Origin of the sequence: Paenibacillus sp. ALJ109b, from assembly GCF_010747435.1 — a bacterium.
In the GTDB taxonomy this organism is placed as follows: Bacteria; Bacillota; Bacilli; order Paenibacillales; family Paenibacillaceae; genus Paenibacillus; species Paenibacillus taichungensis.
Window position 1 is genome coordinate 122,380 of sequence record NZ_JAAIFP010000011.1, and the last position, 21,894, is coordinate 144,273.

Here is a 21,894-nt window from a genome sequence, read left to right on the forward strand (position 1 = left end):
GCGAGGGGATAGCATGGCAACTCAAGCTGTTGATAAGGAGCAACCTTTACTGTCCGTTCAAGACCTGAAGATTCGGATTCAGATGGAAAATGGCGTCATGAATGCCGTGGATGGAGTCGACTTCAATATATACAAAGGCAAAACCCTTGGGCTTGTGGGGGAATCGGGCTGCGGCAAAAGCCTGACAAGTCGATCGATCATCAGTATCAATCCCAAGGAATGTGAAACGAGTGGAACAATCACTTACAATTCCGACTCGGAATCGACTCTCCATGGTCTGAATCTTTTGTCTCTTAAGCCGACAGGCAAGCAGATCCGCTCCATCCGTGGCCGCAAAATCTCGATGATCTTTCAGGAGCCGATGACGGCCTTCTCACCGATGTATACCATCGGGAATCAAATCATGGAAGCGATCCGAATTCATCAGACGAGGAATAAGAAAGAGGCCAAAAAAATCGCGTTAGAGATGCTAAGCAAAGTCGGGATTTCCGATCAGGCCAAGCGTTTCGATCAATATCCGCATGAATTCTCGGGAGGTATGCGTCAGCGGGCGATGATCTCCATGGCATTGTCCTGTAACCCCGAAATTCTGATTGCGGATGAGCCCACGACAGCGCTCGATGTGACCATTCAGGCTCAGGTACTGGAACTTATGAAAAGTCTGCAGGCGGAGTTTGGCATGGCCATTCTGCTGGTGACCCATGATCTGGGTATTATCGCCGAGATGTGTGATGAGGTTGCGGTGATGTACCTCGGGAGAATTGTTGAGCAGGCTCCAATGAGGGAAATCTTCAACAATCCGAAGCATCCCTACACGAAAGGGTTACTTAAATCGATGCCCAGACTGGGAGGGAATAAAAGCAAACGGCTGGATTCCATTGAAGGTTCTGTTCCGATGCCGATCAACATGCCTCCGATGTGCGGATTCTATGATCGCTGCAAGGACAGGATTGAAGGTGTATGTAATCAACAAACTGTACCGAAAACCGCGATTTCCGACCAGCATATGGTCAGATGTTTCTTGTACGCGGACCAGAGAGAAGGAGAAGCATAATGACTAAACCCATTCTTGAAGTCCTCAACCTGAACAAAAGCTTTCAGGTCAAATCCAAAAAAGCCCTGTTCAAAAAGCCAAAACCCATTCATATTCTGAACGAAATTTCATTTGAACTTCTTGAAGGGGAGACACTCAGTATTGTCGGCGAATCCGGATGTGGAAAAACGACGCTCGGACGCTGTATCGTCAGAGGTGTGGATGCTTCTTCAGGCAGTGTAGTCTATCATGCGGAAGATGGAAAAGAAGTGAATTACCTAAACTTGAAGGGCAAAGAGATCAAAGCATATCGCAAGGATATCCAGATGATTTTTCAAGACCCGTATTCCTCACTGAGCCCCCGGATGAGCGTATTCGATATTATCGCCGAACCGCTGATTGCGAACTTTAAGCTGAGCAGGACTGAAGTGGAGACGAAGGTGATGGAAATTGCCGAGAAAACAGGTCTGAATGTGAGTTATCTGAAACGATACCCACATGCATTCTCGGGGGGACAGCGGCAGCGGATAGCCATTGCACGTGCGCTGATTACACAACCCAGACTGATTGTCTGTGATGAAGCGGTCTCTGCTCTGGATGTATCGATTCAGGCTCAGATTATCAATCTGCTCAAAGATTTGCAGGAGCAATTCAAGATCACGTATATCTTCATCTCGCATGATCTTTCCATCGTACAGAACATTTCCGACCGGGTAGCAGTCATGCATCTGGGCAGAATTGTGGAACTGGCGACAACGGAATCATTGTTCTCGAATCCTCAGCATCCCTATACGGAGGCGCTAATGTCGGCCGTGCCCCAACCGAATCCGGATTTTAAAAAAGAACGAATTATACTGGAGGGGGAAGTACCGAATCCGGCCAATCCGCCAAGCGGCTGTCATTTTCATCCCCGATGCTCGTATAAGACGGATAAATGCATCCAGCACGTTCCTGAACTCCGTGAAGTAGGATATAATCATTTTGCTGCCTGTCATTATGCAGAGCAGCTTCAGCTTCGCGGCGTTCCAATCGAGACTGAGGATGAGATGCAATCCAGGACATCCTAACCATCGACATGAACCTGACGGTACCATCAGTCATCTTTGAACTCGCGAGGACGAAATCGAACTAGTGTTGAGGAGAGGTTGTTCCTAATGGCAAAGATTGATGATGTAGCCCGTCTGGCGGGTGTATCCAAGGGAACGGTATCCAACGTATTCAGCCAGAAAAGGCCGACGAGCAAAAAGGTAACCGAGAAAGTGCTGCAAATTTCGAAGGAATTGAATTACGTGCCGAATCATATTGCAAGAAGCTTGGTCACCAAGAAAACAATGGCGATCGGGCTTACGATTCCGCACGGCAAATTCTTTTTCAGCGTGTTCCATAATCAGTTCATCAATGGTGTCATTCTGGAAGCTTCCAATTACGGATATCGGGTGCTTCTGGACATGATTGCTGCGGAAGAGGTGAAAACACCTTCACTTGCAAGCTATCCTATTGACGGGGCCATTGTGCTGGGACCAACAGAAGAGGATGACCGGATCAATCTGCTGTATCAGCATGACATTCCGTTCGTCACGATCGGCAAAATCATTAACAAGGGACTCCAGGGTGTTTCTACCGTCAATAATGATAATAAACAGGTTATGCGCGATATTTGTGATTATTTGCTTGGACTGGGGCATCGGAACATCATGTTTCTGAACGCCGGGGAGCAGATGACTGTTTCCATTGAGCGGTCGGAAGAGTTCGTCCGGGTACTGCAGGAGCATGGTGTGACGATCCAGCCCGGAATGATCCATTATAAACCAGGTATTCATTCAGACAAGTATATTAAATACGGCTATGATGAGACCCTTCATAATGTGAAGAATCCTATGGGGAGGGTTACGGCCATTATTGCAGATGACGACCGTACTGCATTTAGCGCTCTTAATGCCATTAACGACGCTGGTATTCGTGTGCCGGAAGATATCTCATTGTTTGTAATCTGTGGTGATCAGTCCATGATGCACCAGGTAAGACCTTCATTGACGGGAATGGATCTGCAACCATCTGAGCTGGGTGTTCAGTCGGTAAGGCTGCTTATGCATAAGCTGGGTATTTTGGAGGGATCGTACGAGAATAACAGGATCGTGCCTAGTAAAATAATAGAAAGAAACTCTTGTTCCTCGATCAAGAATTAGCAAGAATGAGTTTCGGATGTCGTGAGGTTAAAAATGATAACGTTTACATCCTGGATGGGCAACTCTATACCTTTTGAATATTATGTCCGAATTCTGATCAGTGCTGTGCTCGGGCTGTTAATCGGATTCGATCGGACCCATAAGAATAAACCTGCGGGCGTAAAGACGTATACATTTGTCACGGTCGCTTCAGCACTCATTACAATCGTATCCATTGAGAGTGTTGAAGTGTACGGACAACTGCACAACCGAACGATGATGGACCCAATGCGTCTGGCGGCTCAAATCGTCTCTGGCCTTGGTTTTCTCGGAGCAGGACTCATTATGAAGGCCGGATTTGAAGTGAAAGGTTTGACATCTGCAGCGATGATCCTATTTGCAGGTGGGGTCGGTATTGGTACGGGCGCCGGTTTCTACGGAATTGTGACCTTCTCGATGGCGGTAGCTTTCTTTTTCATCCGGGTTGGGGGTTGGATTGAGAAGTGGGAGCACAAGAAGCTGGTGGCAAAGGAAGAAAAGAAAGACTTGAGTGCTTAAATGGTTGAGTATTTTCTGCAAACGAATAAGCGTATTCGATGGAAAGTTTTGAATACGCTTATTTATTCAATTAGCGACGAATGCATAGTTATCCCTATCCTTATTTAAAACACTAATTTATAAATTACATACCCTATCACCAATAATATAATAAGAATTCCAGTGCCTTTCCATCCCAAACCGCCAACTAAATCTGCGAAGCTTCCAAATTGAGCACGATTTATGCCATCACCAAACGTACCCATGGGGTTTCCCTTTAATTCTTCTTGTCTCAGACGTTCTCTTTTTTCTTCAGGTGTTTCTTCTCGAAAATCCATGTAACCACCCCTGCAATATGATTTTTTTGGTAAACAGAACCTATATTCAAAAAGAGCACAGGTGATCCAAAGTAAGTCAGGAACGCTTTGTGCTCTTGTTGTATTCAAATGATGTAGGAGTTATGGTTCGATACTAAGATCGAAATTGGGTTCGCACATATAGTCGATCGGGTAGAGATCGTCTCTCGCCGAGATTAATGCACGGAGTTGAAGGTAGCGATTATGGGGTTGCACCACAACACCACCGACAGAATAGGGGACAAGCTCGGCTACAACGAAAACATCCTCTGCATGGTTACATTTGAAGATTACGTTGTTCGGGTTACACACTTCCTCCATATAACTGTAGGTCATGACATGGAAGGAACGACCTTTCCAATTCGTCTTAATCACTTTATAGGACTGCGTTCGGACAAGATCAAGATAACGCTCCAGTGCAAAGGTATGCTCGAACTGAGTGATATACCCCTTTTTATCCACATCAATCGTAAATTCCACATCATAGCTTACGTGAAATTCTTCCTTGTACGTTCCCTTCATCATCTTCATCGCATCAAAGTATGATCCGAATTCGGGATCTTCCATATAGGGAATGGCAATGAGTTCAGCGTTAATGTGATGAGTAATCTCGCTGTTGCTGGAAACACCCATATTAAACTTGGTAGGCTGAAGGTCTATTGACCCAATCATGCTCCCGAGGAAGCCGGGATTGCAACTTATTCGCATAGTCATCTCCTTCGTTGTTAGTTAATCATTAGACGAAAGAATGAAGGTAAAGTTGCTCCAGAATAAGGAAAGGCATAAGAGTCATATCGATTAGAATTTAGATTTGTTAATTTCGTGTTAACCAGCTTACGAACTATGGAAAGACCATTTCAAGCCCGCGTTCATTGCGGGCTTTTTTTCATGCAAGGGATAGTATAGTGGAGATGAATTCTTACTCTTGTTTGGGGCATTTTGTTATATTCAGAAAAACATAAATACTTTTGATCTTTTATAGTCTAGGTTTCGTTAAATGTTTTAGAGGGGGTGAGGGAGCGTTGAATGATGAAGAGCTTATTCAGGAGATTCGTGAAGGTAGCCGTGCTGCCATGGAAGTGCTGGTAAAGCGGCATTATAAATCGATATTTGCTTACGTGTATCGAAAAACTGGAGAGTACCATACTGCTTATGATCTAACCCAAGAGGTATTTATAAAAATGATGAATTCATTAGATCAGTATCGGGACACTGGGAAATTCAGTCACTGGCTGCTGAAAATTGCTGTTAATCACAGTACGGATTATTTTAGGGGACGCCGATTTAAACAACAACATAGAGAAAGTGAGTTAACGGAAGAGGCGCTTCCTGCCAGTGACCAACACAATGTGTGGAACATCTTTCATAAACGGCTTCAGAATGAACAAGTTAGGCAGGCAGTTATAAGTTTGCCTGAGCACCAGCGAGATGCGGTTATCCTCAATTATTATAACGGACTTAAAATCAGAGAGGTAGCCGAGCTGACGGGGACAAATGAATCGACAGTGAAATCACGAATCCGCTTAGGCATATCGAAATTAAGGGAGATAATTGTAGGAGGTGAACGGGATGAAACGTACAGAAAACAGCGATAAAAGGAATTGGGTTTCTGAGCTTGAGATGGAGGAGTATAACGAGATTGTTCCTTATCTGGATGAATATGCGGTTAACTTTCCATCAGAATTGGAGATCGAAAAGACGATCAAAGCTTTGAATGTCCATATGCCAGCTCAGAAGAGAACTCATTTGAAACATTTAAAGGAGAAATCAATAAGAGAATTGTTTCAACTGGTTTGGGGTGAAGTTGCCATTTTTCGCAAATCCTATTTTCTAATTTGTTTAATACTCCTGTTTATTGGCTTCTGGCTAGGAACCCAGTCTAAGCTTAATCCTTACATGAATTCGTTTATTTTTGTACCTATCCCTTTTGTACTAGGATTACTGGAAGTATTCAAAGGTCGCGATCAGGGACTGATGGAAATAGAACTGACATGCAAAGTTACAGCCCAGCAGCTGATGCTTACACGCCTGATCATAGTATTGGTTGGGAACATGGTATTTATATTGCTACTTATGTTAGTTACATCCGGAGGAACAGGAAATTTAATTTCATGGAGTGCCCTCGGTCTGTGGTATACCCAGCTTATCATTGCGGCAGGGACAAGTTTGTGGTTGGCTATGCGTGTTCGGGGTGGGGTTGCCGTCAGTATCTTTTTGATAGTGTGGTTTGGGCTGGTGTGGCTTGCATTAAGTAATCCAAGATTAGTTTTTTTATTTCAACAGATCCGGCCTTCGTTTCTTATAATGATCACATTATGTGGAGTGCTGTTACTGATCAGTCAGGTCTACCAGATGGCGCGAAAATATACATCACAAACGGAAAGAGGTTATTCCTTTGATATTGACCATGGATAACGTATCCAAGAAGTATAGAAAAAAGTGGGCCGTACAATCGCTCTCGCTGGAGCTGACTAGTGGTGGTGTATATGGTTTACTCGGGCCGAACGGAGCTGGAAAAACAACGTTACTTCGTATGTTGGTAGATATATCGAAGCCAACTTCTGGACAAATTTTGCTGGATGGGCAGTCTATCGAACAGATGGGAGACCGTTACCGCAGTATATTGGGCTACATGCCACAACGCTTTGGATTTTATAATCGATTTACCGCTTATAAATTTCTTATGTATATGTCCTCTTTGAAAGGACTGAATGTGAAGCAAGCTTCTGTCCGTGTAGAGGAGACATTACGTATGGTAGGCCTGGAGAAGCAAGCAGAACATAAAATTCGTACGTTTTCTGGAGGTATGAAGCAGCGACTTGGAATTGCACAAGCATTGCTGAATGATCCACATATTCTGATTCTTGACGAACCCACAACTGGACTGGATCCAAAAGAGCGTATTCGATTCCGCAACATTATCGGCGAGTTGGGAAGAAATCGCATCGTATTATTATCTACCCACATCATTTCCGATTTGGAGTTTTCGTGTAAGGAGATGATCCTGATGAACGAGGGCCAGGTGCTTGTCCGGAACACACCGACAGAGATTATAAAAAGTTTGGAGGGAAATGTGTGGAAAGCGAAATTAACGGAGCCGCAGCTTGCCGAGCTTACATCTCATTTCAAAGTAAGTGGACTGTCCTATCAGTATGACGGAATTGTAGCCAGAGTTCTCTCCAAAGAGCAACCTGTTCCACAAGCAGTGCCAGAGCCCCCTCGACTCGAAGATGTATATATGCACTATTTCGACGAGGAGGCGACAGTTTGATTCGTTTAACCCAATTTGAATTTTATAAAATTATGATGCGTAAAAGTATTTTTATTGCAATCGCTGTACTTCTAGTTTTTTTTGTTCTATACGTTTTTTTAAGACATCCTGGATTAATGGACGGTACTAATTATTACAAGCCTTATGAAGGCCCCATTACAACCGAGAAAGTGAAAATTGCGCATGATCAATTGGATAAATTAAAGTACAGTGCGGAAAATGAGCATAAATATGGTGTTCTGTATGATATTGCTGTTTTTTCGCCAGAAGAGATCAAGAACACCACAAGTTATGATGATCGTGGTAACATCAAGGAGCGAACGGTAAATGTGTCGGGAATTTACTACAATAAACCGTGGGGCTACCTGTTAGAATACATTGATCAATTTGGTGTAGTCTTTATGATCATTATGATATTGCTGGGATTGGCCCCGGTATTTGCAGAGGAGTATGCAATGGGAACAGCGGCATTACTGCGTAGCAGCAAACGTGGTAAGGGCCAGCTCGTATCGGCAAAGTTCATGGCTTCCATGTTATATATTGTGGTATGTGTTGTATTGTTCACTGGTGTTAACTTGCTTGTTTATTGGCTTAGGTTTGGTAACTTGGCTGGGGCAGATACATCTATCCAGAGTGTAGGGATGTATTTTTATAGCTTTGACTATGAGTTTTCACCTTATAGATTCACTGCAATTCAATATTACATGGTTCAGTTAGTTACCCACTTAATAGGAGCCCTTATCTTTGGGTTTATTGTGTTGATGGTATCCGCTCTCAGTTCAACGTCGTTTGTTGCAATGCTCGTAAATGTTGCGATTGTGGGTGTGCCTTACCTAGCATTTGATGTGTTGAATTTAAACCCAGGTTCAATGATGTGGATAAAGAAATTTTCATTCAGTACGGTGGTTCGGGTAACGAAACTTTTTCAAACTCCAACAACCTATTCCATATTCGGATTGGAGTTATCCTATTTAAGCTTATATACAATCGTAATGTTGCTCATTACTGTGGGGGCTGTATTTGCCACATACCGTATATTTCGTAGTCGTGAAGTGTTTGGTTGAGTGGGTATATAATTGATAAATTTTTTGAGAAATGGAGGTCCGCAGTTCCTGCGGGCTTTTTTAGATGGAGGAAAATGAAGTGATATTTCCAATCGTCTTGCTCTTTTGATAAAGTATCTATAGCAAAACCCGGGAGGATATATTGTATATGGAACAATCGCTTCAGGAACTCCTGCGCAATGCGCGTGCGGAGGAGAATACCTTTTTGTACATGCTGCACGAAGAAGCGCGCGTCGACCAGTTGTTATTCTGGAAGTATGTGAACAGTATTGTGGAATTGACCCGTCTTACCGCGAACCAGCCGTTGGATCGGGAAATGGCGAGCGCCGTTAGCTTCACGTATTCCAAAATCATGGAACATCTGCAATGGCATCATTCGGATCGGGATGTGTACGAGATCCAACAGTTTCCCTATGAATATGCAAATCTCATGGTGGATCGTCTGGGCAGAGTGGTTGATGGTTTCTTAAGGGCATCGTGCTGGAAGAAGAGAGATTTGACGAGGAGTTTCCTAATCCGACCTCCACAGGGGAAATGGCAGAAGAACAACCAGCCGTTCTACAGCTGGGTTATTATAAACAAAATACGAATGTGCACGCGATCGGTTTCCGAGAGGAAGATGGGACGTACCGAATTGTTTTGAATGAAGAAGAGGATAGGGAGCTTTTTGATTCCAAGCTGAGCCGCCGAGAGGTGGAGGGAACGTATCTCTTCATGGCTCCGGATACCAGCAGCGCCCACCAATTATTTCATGAATGGGTGATGGGCAACCACACTCCATATCGTTCTGCACTTGATCTGAAAGGAGCCCATTCCATGAATGTGAAAGATAACTTGATTGAACAGCATGCCCTAACTTTCGTAGGCATCAAAAGAACGTTCTCTTGTGTGGATGGCGAGAATTTGAGAGAGATTCCAAAGATGTGGCAGGAAGCTTTGGCGGACGGAATAGAAGATCGTTTAAACGAGTTTAATAACGGGGCCGTGTCCGGTTTGGTCGGCATTTGTATAGACCAAAGGGAATTACACAGCGGTCAAATGGAATACTGGATCGCAACTTCACACTCCGGGGAAGTACCAGAGGGTTTGTTTTCAATAGAGATTCCAGCGTCCCACTGGATGGTGTTTGAAGCCGATGAATTGGCGCCAGAAGCAATACAGAGGTTGTGGAAGTATATTATGAGTGAATGGTTCGGAGCCACCCCTTACAAGCATGCGGGAATTCCGGAACTTGAGGTATACCGTGGTCAGGTTCTTCCTCCTCAAGTATGGATACCTGTTAAACCTTTGTCGTGATTTAACGCATAACAGGCTAGGTTATATCGTTATATAGGTACAGATAAACTAGTACCAGAGGCTTTACTCATCATGGCTGCATCATGTTCGATTCATTAGGAGGCTTAATATGTTATCCAATAAAGTGATTGATTATTGTCAAAATCAGGGCTGGTGGCATGAAGATGTGCCAGCAGAGTATGAAGAAGCTTTACGTAAACTGGGTATTGATCTTGCATCTGATTTTGCACATTTTTATTTGCATGCTGATGATGGTCCGACCTTTTACAGCAGACATCAGGAAATCTATCAGATCTGCTGGGTTATGGAAAACACCGTATATTTGGAGGACATGACGGTGGCTCAACTCACGTTAGGATTGCCAGAAGCCTACATCCCGCTGGACAGCTTTGAGGGCGAGGGTGGATTCTTTTATAACCGCCAAACGGGAGATGTGGCTCTGGTGGAGCTTGGTGAATCGATCGAACGTTTCCTGAGTGGTGAAAGTACACCGCAGTGGACGAACTTCAATAACTTTCTGGAATGGTATTTCGAACTGGAGGAGGAGATTACGGAGTGAAAGATTTGACGCCGGAACATCCCGAACTGGAGAGACAAATTATCGAAACGGTAGAAGCAGGCAATGTTCTGGATGAAACGCAGCAGCATGAGCAAGCCCTGATCTATTATGATCAGGCTTGGGGGATGCTGCCCGAGCCGAAGACGGACTGGGAAATGGCAAGCTGGATCGCTTCCTGTCACGTGAATGCACATATGGACATGAAGCAGTACGCACTGGCGAAGCCGTGGGCTGAAATAGCACTGCAAACACGAAGTTCGGATATTAATACCGGGCCGTGGATTGAGCTGGGTATAGTCTGCATGAGGCTAGAGCAGCATGATGAAGCTTTTGCTAATTTGGACCTGGCGTATGCATATGGCAAGGAAAGAGCGTTTCAAGGCAGTCCGCGTGACGTTTTGCAATATTATAAGGAACAGAAGGCGAAGCGTGAACGAAACTGATTCCATTGGATTTAAAAAAAAGGGTACCCTGTCTGCCAGATCATTGGCTGTGGAGTACCCTTTCTTTCGACTTTATATAGATGAATGGTCCATCATCTATATAGGTTGAACTAAACATTTACACAGAAACGGAGAGGACAGAAAAAACCTGAAAAAGCGAAGCGTTCGCCTTTATCCCCGGATTTCCCCTTTGAGAAAAGGGATAAAAAAAATCTGGGGATAACAGCGATTGGAAGGTTATTCTGTCATCGGAGTGCTTGTGTAAATAATCTTTAGTTCCTTATATGGTTAATCTTTCGATCCGTAAGGGAAAAATTCATCTACGAGATCCTGCGGCGATATGGACACAAAGACGTGATCCAGGTCGGTTTTGCTAGCGAAATCCACGATGTCTCCCGTATAATACCGTGGATCAATTAGGTAAATCTCAGACACGACGGTCGACAGGAAGGAGATCATTGGCACTGCGAGAGAGTCCTTAATGAACAGTACCTTGAGTCCGTTCGGTTTGTCTTTGTTCACCACATGAACGATTCCCTGATTTCCGTACAGGTACGTAAAGTACTTGTCAGCGGTTAGATCATAGGTAGCTCCTTGCACATTCAGCGGATAGGTCGTAAGTAGAGCGTCCTCAAAGCGGCCGTTCAATGTGGCTTCCGTCTCGCCGGTCTTGAAGTAGAAGGAATAGTCCGTTTTGAACTTCGGATAAATCAGGTCAAAGTCATCGTCACCAGCAAAGTATTTCCCGGCTTTTCGACCCTGTGATCCAATGAAAATATCCTGATACGGAACCACATTATAGTTATTTAAGTCCGTGAAATAATGATCTGGGTCCAGCGGTTTGTCGTACATGCCGTCCAGATGATTCACGAGCTGGCCGAAGGCCCAGAACGCGGTCTTGATTTTCCAGTGGTGATCTGTGGTGAAAAAGAGATCCTTTGCCGGAATGCCACTTTCCAACAGACCTTCGCGCAGATCCACCGTATCGATGCCATCCTGCTTGAGATTGGCCAGAAAGCCGTCAGCTGTTTCATTGTTATAATTGTAAGGAATGCCTTTCGGGAACTGGGTATACCCACGTACGTATTTGTCTGGTGTCATCACATAGGTCAGTTTAGTTTTGGGGTCCAAATGTGCTCCCAGCGCTGCAACCCGATCCGACAGATCTTTCGTATCCGTTGGCCCTGTAGCGAAGTAGGTATAGTGCAGCTTGCCCTCCATGTCTTTTACGACCTCGAAGTTGTTCTCCTCGTTCTTCCACATGAGTGACTGCATATATCCATATGCTTCCACGAAGCCGAATTTATCGAAGACATGTTCATTAATGTCGTCATCCAGTTCGTGAATCAGTTCTTTGGCTTCTGAATAATGGTAGTCCGCTGAAGCCAGCGTCTTTTGGATCGGCCCGAAGGATTGAATAATGTTCAGAACAGAGAATGTCACGAGCACGAGAATGAAGAGGAAAGCCGTGATTCTCTTTTTGGCAAAAAAGTTGTGCATGGTTGTGCCTTCTCTCAGAAATTGAAATAAATAAACGGATTGTATGTACCTTTGACCAGATACGATACACAGACCAGGAATAAAACGATGATCGTGACCGGGTACACCAGTTCCAATGGTTTGCTGAAACGGGCGCCGTCGACCATCAGTTTGTTCATTCTCGTGGCAATCGGCATGCAGAACAGAATACCGAGGATGAAGAAGAGTGCGTACTCTTTCAGAAACATCCAGGTTGTATCACTCCAGAATCCATTGCCGTACAGTCCGAACATGTTGCCCAGATAGTTGCCAGCTTGCAGCAGATCCGATGAACGGAAGATCACCCACCCGATGACCACAATAAACATGGCATAGATATGCCGAAGCGGGTTGAAGCGTGTACCTTTATCAAAGTTAGAGATTTTCTCCAGCGCAATGAATGCGAAGTTAATTAATCCCCAGACTACAAATGTCCACTCCGCACCATGCCACACGCCAGTCAATCCCCAGACGATGAGCAGATTGCGAATCATTTTATCCTTGTTAGTGACACGTGATCCCCCGAGTGGGAAATAGACATATTCCTTGAACCAAGTGCCGAGCGAGATATGCCAGCGGCGCCAAAATTCAGTGATGGAGCGGGAGATATACGGATATCTGAAGTTCTCTTCGAACTTGAACCCGAACATGAGGGCGAGGCCAATCGCCATATCGGAGTATCCTGAGAAATCAAAATAAATCTGCAACGTATAGGCAATGGCTCCAAGCCATGCCAGACTTGCCGGAATATCCGAGGTGCCCCCCATGCTAAAGATGTGATCCGCGACAATCGCCATGCTGTTGGATAACAGCACCTTTTTACCCAGACCCACAATGAAGCGGCAGCAGCCCAGTGCGAACTTGTCCCAACTCTCCTTACGGTTGACCATCTGATCTGCAATCGTGTTATAGCGCAGAATCGGTCCGGCAACGAGCTGAGGGAAGAAGGAAATATAAAGCGCCACATAAAAGAGATTTTTCTGCACGGCACCATGTCCACGATACACGTCGATGACGTAGGAAATTCCGTGGAAGGTGAAGAACGAGATCCCTAGCGGTAACGCAATATTCGGGATATTCAAGCCAAAGCTTGTATTTTCATTCACAATACGCAGTGCAAAAGCCATGTATTTAAAGACGAACAGCATACCTAGATTGACGATAAGCATCAACGTAATGATGGTGTAGGCGGCATTCCGTCGTTCCCTGAACTTGTCCACAAGCAGGGCGAAGATATAGTTGAAACAGATGGAGGCCAGCATGATGAGGACAAACCACGGTTCACCCCATGCATAGAAGAACAGGCTAGCCACAAGTAGCAGCATGTTTTTGGCCGTAACCGAGAATCTCAGTATGTAATACAGCCCCAGAACAAGCGGCAGAAAATAAAAAAGAAAGATTACACTGGAAAAGAGCACTGCCTTTCCTCCTTGAGGATCATATAAGGGAGCACGTTGTATCTATTGATGCAACAGGCTCAAGTAAAACAGACAGACACCCGCATCTCAGGATGCGAGTTGGTCTGCAAGGGTGGTTTACATGCGAAAAGGACGCCGTGCTTGTCGATCATCCCGGGAACGTCGCTTTCTGGCGCCCTGGGTATTCCGTTGTCTTCTCCACATCCAGTAGAGAACGAGTCCATGGATTCCGGCAGCTGTTAACAAGAGACGAATAAACCATCCCACCGATGTTTTCATCAGTGGGTCCGCAGGGCTGAGCACCTTGGTAACTTCGGATGGGTCAGGAATAGAACGCGGTGTCCCGTCGTTCTCCTGAACATTCATGGCCGAAGAGCGATCCAGCATGATAGTCTTTGTCAGATTCCATTTGCCATCCACAAGTGCACGTATGGTGGCCTTCTCAGCATCGACATCGGTATGCAGCGTCAACAGTCCATCCGGTGTAATGGATGCTCCCTGCACGGGGGTGTTGAGCTGGAATTTTACATCGGGCATTTCTTCTGAGGAAGATTGAACACCGTATTGGACAATGGATTCACCAGCTACGGGCTTCACCACACGTTCGTCACCAGTCATTTGCAAGGTGGTGAGCCCGTTCTCGACCACAGCTTGCTTCTTGGACAATGGCTTGATGTTGCCGATGCGGAAGCTCAGCCTGGCGTTTTCGGGAGTTGTGGTTGTAATGCCCCAGCCAATTACTTTACCCAAGTTCACCTGACCTGCCGTGCTGGCCTTGTCCTGGACCATTAGGCTGGAAAAGGGGATGCGGATCTGTCCGACAAATCCCGGTTCCAATGCAATCAGGCTGGATACCGGGCGAACCAGTTCAGCCTGTCCGGTTGATTTCTCGACTACGATGACGTTTCGATCATCAGACACAGTAAGGGAGGTTTTATCCGCTCGGGTCAGTACGATATTAAGAGGCAACTTTCGGTCCGATTCATTGCGGATGGAGAATGTCAAAGCTCCATAGCCTGACCAGTCTCGATTCTGCAGCTCATAGACGTAGGCCGAATAGTATCCTTTTTTGAGCCCCTGCGTGGAGGTCTTAATCTGAATACTGCCTTGGTTATCAACGCTGGCGTCTACCTTGGCTCCATTGTTCCATTCATGGAGTGTACTCTCACTCACCTTAAGCTGCTCTGCCTGAACAGCCTGAATGGGATACACGTTCCATAACACAACAAGACTGGCGACAAGCGTTAGTTGTTTCCACTTCTTGATCATGCTTTCTTGCCTCCCTTCTATAGATAAGCCATCTCGTTCAGTTCGTCTGGAGAGATGTTGTTTTTGCCCTGGGATGCAGGGCCTGTTTTACCCAACTGAATATGTTCCTTATTCCACTGTTTCAGCAGAGCTTCCAAGGTTGGCATCTGATGGTTGCGAGCAATATCACGAATATTGGTCACACGGTACAAATTGCCTCGTTTGTTACGCAGGGACTGTACCCACACGCATTTCAGTGAGATGTCTTCGCTAAGCGGAAGTTGGATCTCATTGGCCAAATCATGAGGCTCCATCTCCACCAGCACGAATTCATAGTTGAAATCCATCAATGTCACGATTCCATGATCTGCCGTTGGCAATTCACGATTTAGCACAATTCGTGCCAGCTTCCGGTTGGACATGAATTCACTCTGACCCCGACGCACAAAATTCAAGCGAATGTCTTCAAAGGTACTGATATCCTTGTCCAGCTTCTGTGGCAGCGTAGGTTCGCGATCATAGATGATGTGCAGCAGCTGGCGCTGCTCTTGTTCCATGATATCCTTAACGGTAAAAGCATATTTCCAACGGTTTCCGATCGAAGCGACATGTGCCACCTTGCCTGTAAACTCGCTTGAATACCGGTCATTTACCAGTTTAATGCCAATCTCCATATCACTTGGAATGTACTTCGGTGTATCCAGCATGACGGAAATACCGCCTTCCGAAAGATCATGGGTGGTGCAGGAGATGATCTCCCCTTCCGTTGTGAGCGTGCAATCCACGGCAGCCATTGAGCGCTCGTGATTGCGGAACACTTTGCGTCCAGCCAGGAAGAAGATCGACATCATGATGTTGTAGAAATTAATTAACAACCAGTACAGCACAACGAGGAAACCAATTGTTCCCTGGCTAAATGTCCAGTGGATACAATTAACGATTCCGATAATGGATAGTACCGCCAGAATCAGATGAGGAATCATCTGTTTAATCTGATAGTTCCGATCATCATTTTGCGCACCGTCTTTGCGGGTAACGACGAATTTGTTCATCGTGATGCCCAGAGTTTCTAGAATGACGGCGGGCAAAAGGGAAGGGAACAAAATGGTCTCATATACATTGGTCCATTTGGTGGTTCGAATATTGCCGGATAACATTCGCAGACAGGTGTTGGTCAACAGATACATCGGCAACCAGAACACAAGAATCTCCAGAATGGTACATTTCACAACCAGAACGCCGAACACGGCAAACAGTATGGGTGACATGATGTACAGCAGTCGTTTTAACCCGGAGTACCAGTAGGTAATGGAAGAAATGTAGTTCAGTTTTTGCGCAAAACTAAGTCCCTTTTTGAAGAGAAGGTTCATTTTTTTACCTGTCTGGATACAACCGCGCGCCCAGCGCTGACGCTGTTTGATCAGACTTTTCAGATCACCGGGAGCAAGTCCGGAGGCCAGCACTTTATTGGTAGCGAAGCAGCGATACCCTTTGCTCTGCATTTCAATACCAGTGGCAAAATCCTCTGTAATGGAACCGGTATAGAAACCGCCGACGTCTTCCAGTGCCTGTCTGGAGAGTACGGTATTTGTTCCGCCATAGATGACGGAATTGGATTTGTTGCGTCCCACTTGTACGTCCCGATAGAAATAATCCTGTTCATTCGGTATCCGGTTCTCGGAGTACAGATTGTACTGGAACTGATCCGGATTATAGAAACTTTGTGGTGTCTGCACAAAACCAATTTTTTCTCCGGTCAGAAAATAGGGAACGCACGACGTCAGAAAATCATGTTTTGGAATCATGTCTGCATCAAAGGTGACGATTAGCGGGGAAGACGTATGCTTCATGGCATTGTTCAGGTTACCCGCCTTGGCGTGGACATGCTCTGTTCGCGTAAGGTAGTTGATACCCAGGTGAGCAGCAAGTTCCCGCATCTCGGGACGGTTCGAGTCATCACACAGATGGATATGTACTTTGGAGCGATCAGGATAATCCATGTTCAGACAGCCATTAATCGTTTTGAACAGAAGCGAAGTGGGTTCATTATAAGTTGCGATAAATACATCCACATCCGGATAAAAGGCTTCGTCAACAATGGGAAGTTCGGGATATTCGAGCCGGGTCATATTGTAAAAATGGACGGCGAGTTCGAACATACCTATAAGTTCGACAATGAGGAGGGCAAGACCTGCGGTTACGGCGAGAGGGCCATGTCCAAAAGGAATGGTGAAAAATGTACGCCAAATGACGTAAATACAAGACATAATCACAGTAGCTGTGACAAGTATCTTGTTGCGTGTACTTAAGTAGTTCAAGTGAATACCTCTTCCTGATTTTTCTGAGTAGTGCCGCCTATTGGAATAAAAAGAATGTGATCATTGTACTAAATGATTCTGAACAAATTCTGAAAAAAGAGATAAGACCTCGAAAAATATGGAACCATAGGTTCAATTTTTGATGGTTAATTTTGTCGTATCATAATAATTATTGTAGTTATTTGTCGAAATTTGCGCAATATGTTTATTTGTTTTTTTCGCATAAATGAAAGGTCGGATGTTATCTAAAAACACAAAAATGACGAGCTCAATGTGCAATGTCATTAAGTTAAGTAACTTAATGATATTGCCCCAAGGACTCGTCATTTCTGTTTCAGTCTTCTGCTAATGTGATCAGCAAAAGGCATATATTCATTTCAAATTTAGTCGGAGATGTTGCGCGTATAATACTCAATAATGTCCTTGCGACGGATAATACCGAGGAAGACACGGTCCACATCCACCACAGGCACAAAGTTTTGATCTGCTGCCAGCGTCAGCATATCTTCCATTTCTGCCTTAATAAAGACACATTCATTATATACACGGTTGTCGATCTCATGCACTTGGACCTGATCCATCGTCTCAAATGTCAGTCCAGGAGTGCTCCGCATTTTCCATAACAAATCGCCTTCGGACAGGGTGGCAACATATTTTCCATCCTGGTCAATCACGGGAATGGCGGTATAATGCTGCAATTCAAGCTGCTCGATCGCATCTTTCATGGAAGCGGAAGACTTGATATAGGCCACTTCGGCTTTGGGGAGTAAAAAATAGCTGATTTCCATCATCGGGCTCCTTTACTGTAATCTCACTCTCCTTATTTAAACATATTATGTGAGCTTTCGGCTATTTTTAATGATAAATTCGTCAGATTTGTTCCATTGTTTAATTGAGGCTGAAAATCTATAGTGTATATTAGAGGTGATATGATGAAATCGAAACGTAAAATTATTTATGGACTGCTTCCCATCTTATTTGCCGGTGGAATCGGAATGTACTTATACATGCAGAATAGCAAAACAGAGGAAGTAAAGCCTGAGGTAACCGCTAATCAGTACATAGAGCATTTGCAAAAGAAAGAATTTGATCAACTGTATACCTTGATGACGCCTGCTTCATTGAAAGAGTCCGGTATGAATCGTGAGCAATTTGTGGAAAAATACAATGCAATCTATTCGGGTATGGAGGTTTCTGCAATTAAGGCAGAATTGAAACCGAAAGTAATTGAAGAGACATCGGACGGCACGGGTAATGAAAATAAAAACCAAAACCCGGATGCCTATGATGTGGACTACAGTCTGCAGTTAACGACTTTCCTGGGGGAAGTGGATGAGACACATACACTGAAACTGGTGCGTGAAGAGCTTGAGGAGGGTGGCAAAGTCTGGCGGATCAACTGGAAGCCATCCATGATTCTGACTGACATGGTCAAGGGAAGCAAAGTTCGAGTGAGAACCCTTTTCCCGGAACGTGGAGACATTGTTGATCGTGAAGGGCTGCCCCTCGCAACAAAAGGAAATATATATGAATGGGGTATCATACCTGAGAAGTTGGGAGAAAACCCGGAGCCGATGATCGCCCGGATCGCGGAGCATTACAAAGTAACAGAAGCTATGATTAATACCGCGCTTTCACAGAAATGGGTGAAACCAGAATATTTTGTCCCGATTGCTTCAACAGAAGACTCCCGGGTGCCTACAGCACTGGCTGGTGTGCAAGTTCAATCCAAGGAAATACGATATTATCCTCTTGGTGAGGCTGCTGCTCATCTAATCGGTTATGTGCGCAAGGCCACCAAGGAAGATCTGGAGAAAGATACGGAAGGCTATTATCGTGCGGAAGATTGGATTGGCAAAGCCGGACTGGAGCAATCCCTGGAGAAACAGCTTCGCGGCGAACGAGGTGGCCTGATCGAGATCACCGATGAATCTGGAAACACTCGCTCTGAGCTTATTCGCAAGGATGCAGTGGATGGACAGAATATTCAACTGACAATCAGCTCCGAGCAACAGCGCAAGTTGTATAAGACATTATCGAGTGGCGGTGACGCCGGAGCCATGGTGCTGATGAACCCAACGGATGGTAATTTGCTGGCACTGGCAAGTGCGCCCGCCTATAATCCGAACAAGATGGTTACGGGACTGACACAGGCAGAGTGGGATGCCTATTCAGCAGATGAGAAGCTTCCTTTTATCAATAGGTTTACGAATCGTTATGCACCAGGTTCAACCTTCAAAGCCATTACGGCAGCTGCAGGTCTGATGGAGAAGGTTACCACAGCGGATAAATCGCATGATATCTCTGGTCTACAATGGCGCAAGGATGAGAGCTGGGGCGGTTACTATGTGAAACGTGTGAAAAGTGTATCTCCAGTGAACATGGTTGATGCACTGGTCTACTCGGACAATATTTATTTTGCGAAGGAAGCCGTAGAGATGGGCAGCGCCAAGTTCATAGATGGCATCCAGAAGTTCGGATTTGGAGACAACTTTGGACTGGATGAACTGTATTTGAAACCAAGTCAGTATGCAAACGAGGCCCATCTCGATCTTTCATCCGAGGTGCTGCTGGCTGACACGTCCTATGGACAGGGAGAAATGTTGATGTCGCCGATCCATTTGGCGTCCTCCTTCACTCCTTTTATTAATGAAGGAAAAATGGTGAAGCCTGTACTGATAGAGGAAAAGGAAACCGTCGAACCGGAAGTTGTGATTACGCCTGAAGTGGCAAATACGGTGAAGGATGCCTTGGGCCAGGTTGTGACCCGAACGGGAGGAACGGCTCATTCCTTGAACTCACTCCCTGAAGGACTGGCGGCTAAGACAGGGACTGCGGAGCTGAAGGCCAAGAAGGGGGAGAAGGGACAGGAGAACGGTTTTGTTGTGGTGTTTGATACCGAATCTCCATCCTTCCTTATAGCCGCGGTCATTGAACAAGTGAACGGACGAGGCGGCAGTCATTATGTTTTGGATAAATTAAAGCCTTTCCTGGAGAAAAAAGGAGTAACGCAGTAATTGGATTGCGATTTAGAAGTATCTTTAGTATTTGAAGAGCCCATCCACCATTCATGTTACTAAAATGGCGGATGGGCTTTATTTTGCCTTTATGTTATAAGATTTATTTCCGAGCAGTCAGCATAAAACGTGCCGAGTTCGTTCGAATCCCTTTATCGCAGCGATTTTGCTCAATAAACTGTTGGAAACACTCTAAGTCAGATTCCTTCTCCCCAAAACCGGGAATGATCGGTGCATGGGTCAACAGGAAAAGCAGATCATCAGGCGTGGCGTAATATTCTGTTGCATTATATTCGTGTGCCTCAATGTCTCGAAAACCCGCTTCCAGAAGTTCACGTTTGTATCGTTCCATTAATGTGCCAGGCTGAACGCCCAGCGATTGTTCACGGTCAAAAGCCTTTGAGAGATTATATTTATCATTTTCACTGACTTGTTGGGTAAGGAATACACCGCCATAGTCCAATACCCTGAATACTTCTGTAGCGCAGAAGTCGCAGTGTCTGGAGGACACCACATTAAAGAATTGATCTGGAAATGTCAGTTGCTCTGCATTCATATGCACAAAACGGACATTCGAACGGGAACCAGATGCCTTGAGATTACGCTGGGCAGTCTCAATCATTCCCCGGGAAAGGTCGATTCCAACCAATAACAATGCGGCTTTCGAGATGGAAAGAACAGCTTCTCCCCCACCTGTGCCAATATCAAGCAATAGATCAGACGGTTCGGTGCAGCGTATAACTTCCTCGTAGAAATTCCATTCGATGCCTTCTGAAGTCACTTTCAGGGAGCTGAAGTCCCAGCCATTCAATCGCCCAATACGTTCGTAAAAAGTAGTATAGTCCATCTTTTTCTTCATTATATGATTCCTCCAATGTGAGTTCTTGATTCTAGACAGATGTTGTGCCAAATCGTTACGATTAGATGCCGAACAGGCTCAAAAGGGCAAACGTATCCCATGTTAGCTGGTACGCGTTTTGACCCAGCCCGACGACTAATTACTTCGAACGATTCGGAATAACATCCGTTTCACCTCACAGTTTGGAATATCGTTATTATAATGAATTGACAGCGTATACGCGAGATGTTATTTTGAGGTGAAATCCATTCTATTAGATTGAGGTGATCGATGGTGGCTGTTCGCGCTAAGCAGATTTTTGTTAATTTGCCCGTTAAGGATTTGAAGAGGTCCGTTGATTTTTTTACCAAAGTAGGGTTTGAGTTCAATGTGAAATTTACAGACGAGTCTGCGACTTGCATGATCATTGGAGAGAACATCTATGCGATGCTGCTGGTGGAGGATCGTTTTCAATCTTTTATTTCCAAAAAAATATCCAATGCAGCGGATACGGCAGAAGTCATCGTAGCCTTGTCGGTGGAGAGTCGTGAACAGGTCGATCTGATTGTACAAGCTGCCCTAGATGCTGGCGCCAAGCCGTATAACGATCCTCAAGATCATGGGTTTATGTATGGGTGGAGTTTTCAGGACCCGGATGATCATCTGTGGGAAGTTTCCTATATGGATCTAAGTAGCTTTCCTACGCAAGAATAGAATACATTAGTCAGTGCAGTGCCTTCCCATTAACAGGGAGGCACTTTTTGCGTTCATATATCCCAATAACATATGGTGTAATTTACCTTTTTACTATAT

Annotated in this window: 22 protein-coding genes; 14 read left to right on the plus strand and 8 right to left on the minus strand. The window is 45.1% G+C overall.

The features are described from left to right. Positions 1-13 precede the first annotated feature (13 nt). From G3352_RS13600 to G3352_RS13615, 4 genes are all read left to right on the plus strand, one after another. Entirely contained in the window at positions 14-1,054 is a 1,041-nt protein-coding gene (locus G3352_RS13600) for an ABC transporter ATP-binding protein (RefSeq protein WP_163757221.1), read from the plus strand. Continuing rightward, entirely contained in the window at positions 1,054-2,100 is a 1,047-nt protein-coding gene (locus G3352_RS13605; RefSeq protein ID WP_163757223.1) for an ABC transporter ATP-binding protein, read from the plus strand. The genes G3352_RS13600 and G3352_RS13605 overlap by 1 nt, the downstream gene beginning before the upstream one ends. Positions 2,101-2,187: 87 nt before the next feature. Then, on the plus strand, positions 2,188-3,219 hold the full coding sequence (locus G3352_RS13610) for a LacI family DNA-binding transcriptional regulator (protein WP_163757225.1): 1,032 nt from the start codon (positions 2,188-2,190) through the stop codon (positions 3,217-3,219). Positions 3,220-3,273: 54 nt separating this feature from the next. Beyond that, a complete protein-coding gene (locus G3352_RS13615; RefSeq protein WP_240343069.1) occupies positions 3,274-3,756 on the plus strand; it encodes an MgtC/SapB family protein in 483 nt (160 codons plus the stop codon). Between the two features lie 104 nt (positions 3,757-3,860). On the opposite strand, the gene G3352_RS13620 is transcribed toward G3352_RS13615, so the two are convergent. Then, positions 3,861-4,073, minus strand: coding sequence for a DUF6366 family protein (locus G3352_RS13620; RefSeq protein ID WP_064642138.1), 213 nt, complete (start codon positions 4,071-4,073; stop codon positions 3,861-3,863). Between the two features lie 120 nt (positions 4,074-4,193). Further along, the gene (locus G3352_RS13625) at positions 4,194-4,799 is read right to left on the minus strand and encodes a hypothetical protein (RefSeq protein ID WP_205524864.1); all 606 of its coding nucleotides are present in this window, start codon (positions 4,797-4,799) and stop codon (positions 4,194-4,196) included. 314 nt (positions 4,800-5,113) lie between these two features. On the opposite strand from G3352_RS13625, the gene G3352_RS13630 reads away from it, so the two are divergent. The 8 genes from G3352_RS13630 to G3352_RS13665 all read left to right on the plus strand — a co-directional run bounded on the left by G3352_RS13630 (position 5,114) and on the right by G3352_RS13665 (position 10,724). Continuing rightward, the gene (locus G3352_RS13630; RefSeq protein ID WP_240343070.1) at positions 5,114-5,686 is read left to right on the plus strand and encodes an RNA polymerase sigma factor; all 573 of its coding nucleotides are present in this window, start codon (positions 5,114-5,116) and stop codon (positions 5,684-5,686) included. Further along, a complete protein-coding gene (locus G3352_RS13635) occupies positions 5,661-6,506 on the plus strand; it encodes a hypothetical protein (protein WP_163757231.1) in 846 nt (281 codons plus the stop codon). The genes G3352_RS13630 and G3352_RS13635 overlap by 26 nt, the downstream gene beginning before the upstream one ends. Then, positions 6,487-7,362 (plus strand): ABC transporter ATP-binding protein, encoded by an 876-nt coding sequence (locus G3352_RS13640; protein ID WP_163757232.1) that lies wholly within the window; start codon positions 6,487-6,489, stop codon positions 7,360-7,362. The genes G3352_RS13635 and G3352_RS13640 overlap by 20 nt, the downstream gene beginning before the upstream one ends. Continuing rightward, entirely contained in the window at positions 7,359-8,426 is a 1,068-nt protein-coding gene (locus tag G3352_RS13645; RefSeq protein WP_163757234.1) for an ABC transporter permease subunit, read from the plus strand. Before G3352_RS13640 ends, G3352_RS13645 begins: the two co-directional genes overlap by 4 nt. A gap of 148 nt (positions 8,427-8,574) precedes the next feature. Further along, positions 8,575-9,069, plus strand: a complete 495-nt coding sequence (locus tag G3352_RS13650) for an Imm41 family immunity protein (protein WP_163757236.1) — start codon at positions 8,575-8,577, stop codon at positions 9,067-9,069. Continuing rightward, complete coding sequence (locus G3352_RS31170; protein WP_240343071.1) at positions 8,961-9,722, plus strand: GyrI-like domain-containing protein; 762 nt, start codon at positions 8,961-8,963, stop codon at positions 9,720-9,722. Before G3352_RS13650 ends, G3352_RS31170 begins: the two co-directional genes overlap by 109 nt. A gap of 109 nt (positions 9,723-9,831) precedes the next feature. After that, a complete protein-coding gene (locus G3352_RS13660; RefSeq protein WP_163757238.1) occupies positions 9,832-10,281 on the plus strand; it encodes a hypothetical protein in 450 nt (149 codons plus the stop codon). Next, positions 10,278-10,724, plus strand: coding sequence for a hypothetical protein (locus tag G3352_RS13665; RefSeq protein ID WP_163757240.1), 447 nt, complete (start codon positions 10,278-10,280; stop codon positions 10,722-10,724). The genes G3352_RS13660 and G3352_RS13665 overlap by 4 nt, the downstream gene beginning before the upstream one ends. 288 nt (positions 10,725-11,012) lie before the next feature. Here G3352_RS13665 and G3352_RS13670 read toward each other — a convergent pair whose 3' ends face one another. From G3352_RS13670 to G3352_RS13690, 5 genes are all read right to left on the minus strand, one after another. Continuing rightward, positions 11,013-12,224 carry an alginate O-acetyltransferase AlgX-related protein gene (locus G3352_RS13670; protein WP_163757241.1) on the minus strand — a complete coding sequence of 404 codons (1,212 nt, stop codon included), beginning with the start codon at positions 12,222-12,224 and terminating at the stop codon, positions 11,013-11,015. A gap of 14 nt (positions 12,225-12,238) precedes the next feature. Then, a complete protein-coding gene (locus tag G3352_RS13675) occupies positions 12,239-13,660 on the minus strand; it encodes an MBOAT family O-acyltransferase (protein ID WP_163757243.1) in 1,422 nt (473 codons plus the stop codon). 117 nt (positions 13,661-13,777) lie between these two features. Further along, entirely contained in the window at positions 13,778-14,929 is a 1,152-nt protein-coding gene (locus G3352_RS13680; protein WP_163757245.1) for a hypothetical protein, read from the minus strand. 17 nt (positions 14,930-14,946) lie between these two features. Beyond that, on the minus strand, positions 14,947-17,226 hold the full coding sequence (locus G3352_RS13685; protein WP_163757246.1) for a glycosyltransferase: 2,280 nt from the start codon (positions 17,224-17,226) through the stop codon (positions 14,947-14,949). Positions 17,227-17,609: 383 nt separating this feature from the next. Continuing rightward, positions 17,610-18,014, minus strand: a complete 405-nt coding sequence (locus tag G3352_RS13690) for a CBS domain-containing protein (protein WP_024631266.1) — start codon at positions 18,012-18,014, stop codon at positions 17,610-17,612. 141 nt (positions 18,015-18,155) lie between these two features. Between G3352_RS13690 and pbp4 the strand changes: the two genes are divergently transcribed. Continuing rightward, a complete protein-coding gene (pbp4, locus tag G3352_RS13695) occupies positions 18,156-20,243 on the plus strand; it encodes a penicillin-binding protein PBP4(5) (RefSeq protein WP_205524866.1) in 2,088 nt (695 codons plus the stop codon). Positions 20,244-20,346: 103 nt separating this feature from the next. Here the strand turns inward: pbp4 and G3352_RS13700 are convergent, their stop codons facing one another. Beyond that, entirely contained in the window at positions 20,347-21,102 is a 756-nt protein-coding gene (locus tag G3352_RS13700; protein ID WP_163757250.1) for a class I SAM-dependent methyltransferase, read from the minus strand. A gap of 273 nt (positions 21,103-21,375) precedes the next feature. Between G3352_RS13700 and G3352_RS13705 the strand changes: the two genes are divergently transcribed. Then, positions 21,376-21,795, plus strand: coding sequence for a VOC family protein (locus G3352_RS13705; protein WP_163757252.1), 420 nt, complete (start codon positions 21,376-21,378; stop codon positions 21,793-21,795). The last annotated feature ends 99 nt before the right edge of the window (positions 21,796-21,894 follow it).

Coding starts and splice junctions, on each gene's coding strand:
- pbp4 (WP_205524866.1), top strand. CDS start 18,156: ATGATGAAATCGAAACGTAAAATTATTTATGGACTGCTTCCCATCTTA.
- G3352_RS13670 (WP_163757241.1), bottom strand. CDS start 12,224: ATGCACAACTTTTTTGCCAAAAAGAGAATCACGGCTTTCCTCTTCATT.
- G3352_RS13600 (WP_163757221.1), top strand. CDS start 14: ATGGCAACTCAAGCTGTTGATAAGGAGCAACCTTTACTGTCCGTTCAA.
- G3352_RS13615 (WP_240343069.1), top strand. CDS start 3,274: ATGGGCAACTCTATACCTTTTGAATATTATGTCCGAATTCTGATCAGT.
- G3352_RS13605 (WP_163757223.1), top strand. CDS start 1,054: ATGACTAAACCCATTCTTGAAGTCCTCAACCTGAACAAAAGCTTTCAG.
- G3352_RS13620 (WP_064642138.1), bottom strand. CDS start 4,073: ATGGATTTTCGAGAAGAAACACCTGAAGAAAAAAGAGAACGTCTGAGA.
- G3352_RS13680 (WP_163757245.1), bottom strand. CDS start 14,929: ATGATCAAGAAGTGGAAACAACTAACGCTTGTCGCCAGTCTTGTTGTG.
- G3352_RS13690 (WP_024631266.1), bottom strand. CDS start 18,014: ATGGAAATCAGCTATTTTTTACTCCCCAAAGCCGAAGTGGCCTATATC.
- G3352_RS13700 (WP_163757250.1), bottom strand. CDS start 21,102: ATGAAGAAAAAGATGGACTATACTACTTTTTACGAACGTATTGGGCGA.
- G3352_RS13610 (WP_163757225.1), top strand. CDS start 2,188: ATGGCAAAGATTGATGATGTAGCCCGTCTGGCGGGTGTATCCAAGGGA.
- G3352_RS13650 (WP_163757236.1), top strand. CDS start 8,575: ATGGAACAATCGCTTCAGGAACTCCTGCGCAATGCGCGTGCGGAGGAG.
- G3352_RS13660 (WP_163757238.1), top strand. CDS start 9,832: ATGTTATCCAATAAAGTGATTGATTATTGTCAAAATCAGGGCTGGTGG.
- G3352_RS13625 (WP_205524864.1), bottom strand. CDS start 4,799: ATGCGAATAAGTTGCAATCCCGGCTTCCTCGGGAGCATGATTGGGTCA.
- G3352_RS31170 (WP_240343071.1), top strand. CDS start 8,961: ATGGCAGAAGAACAACCAGCCGTTCTACAGCTGGGTTATTATAAACAA.
- G3352_RS13635 (WP_163757231.1), top strand. CDS start 5,661: ATGAAACGTACAGAAAACAGCGATAAAAGGAATTGGGTTTCTGAGCTT.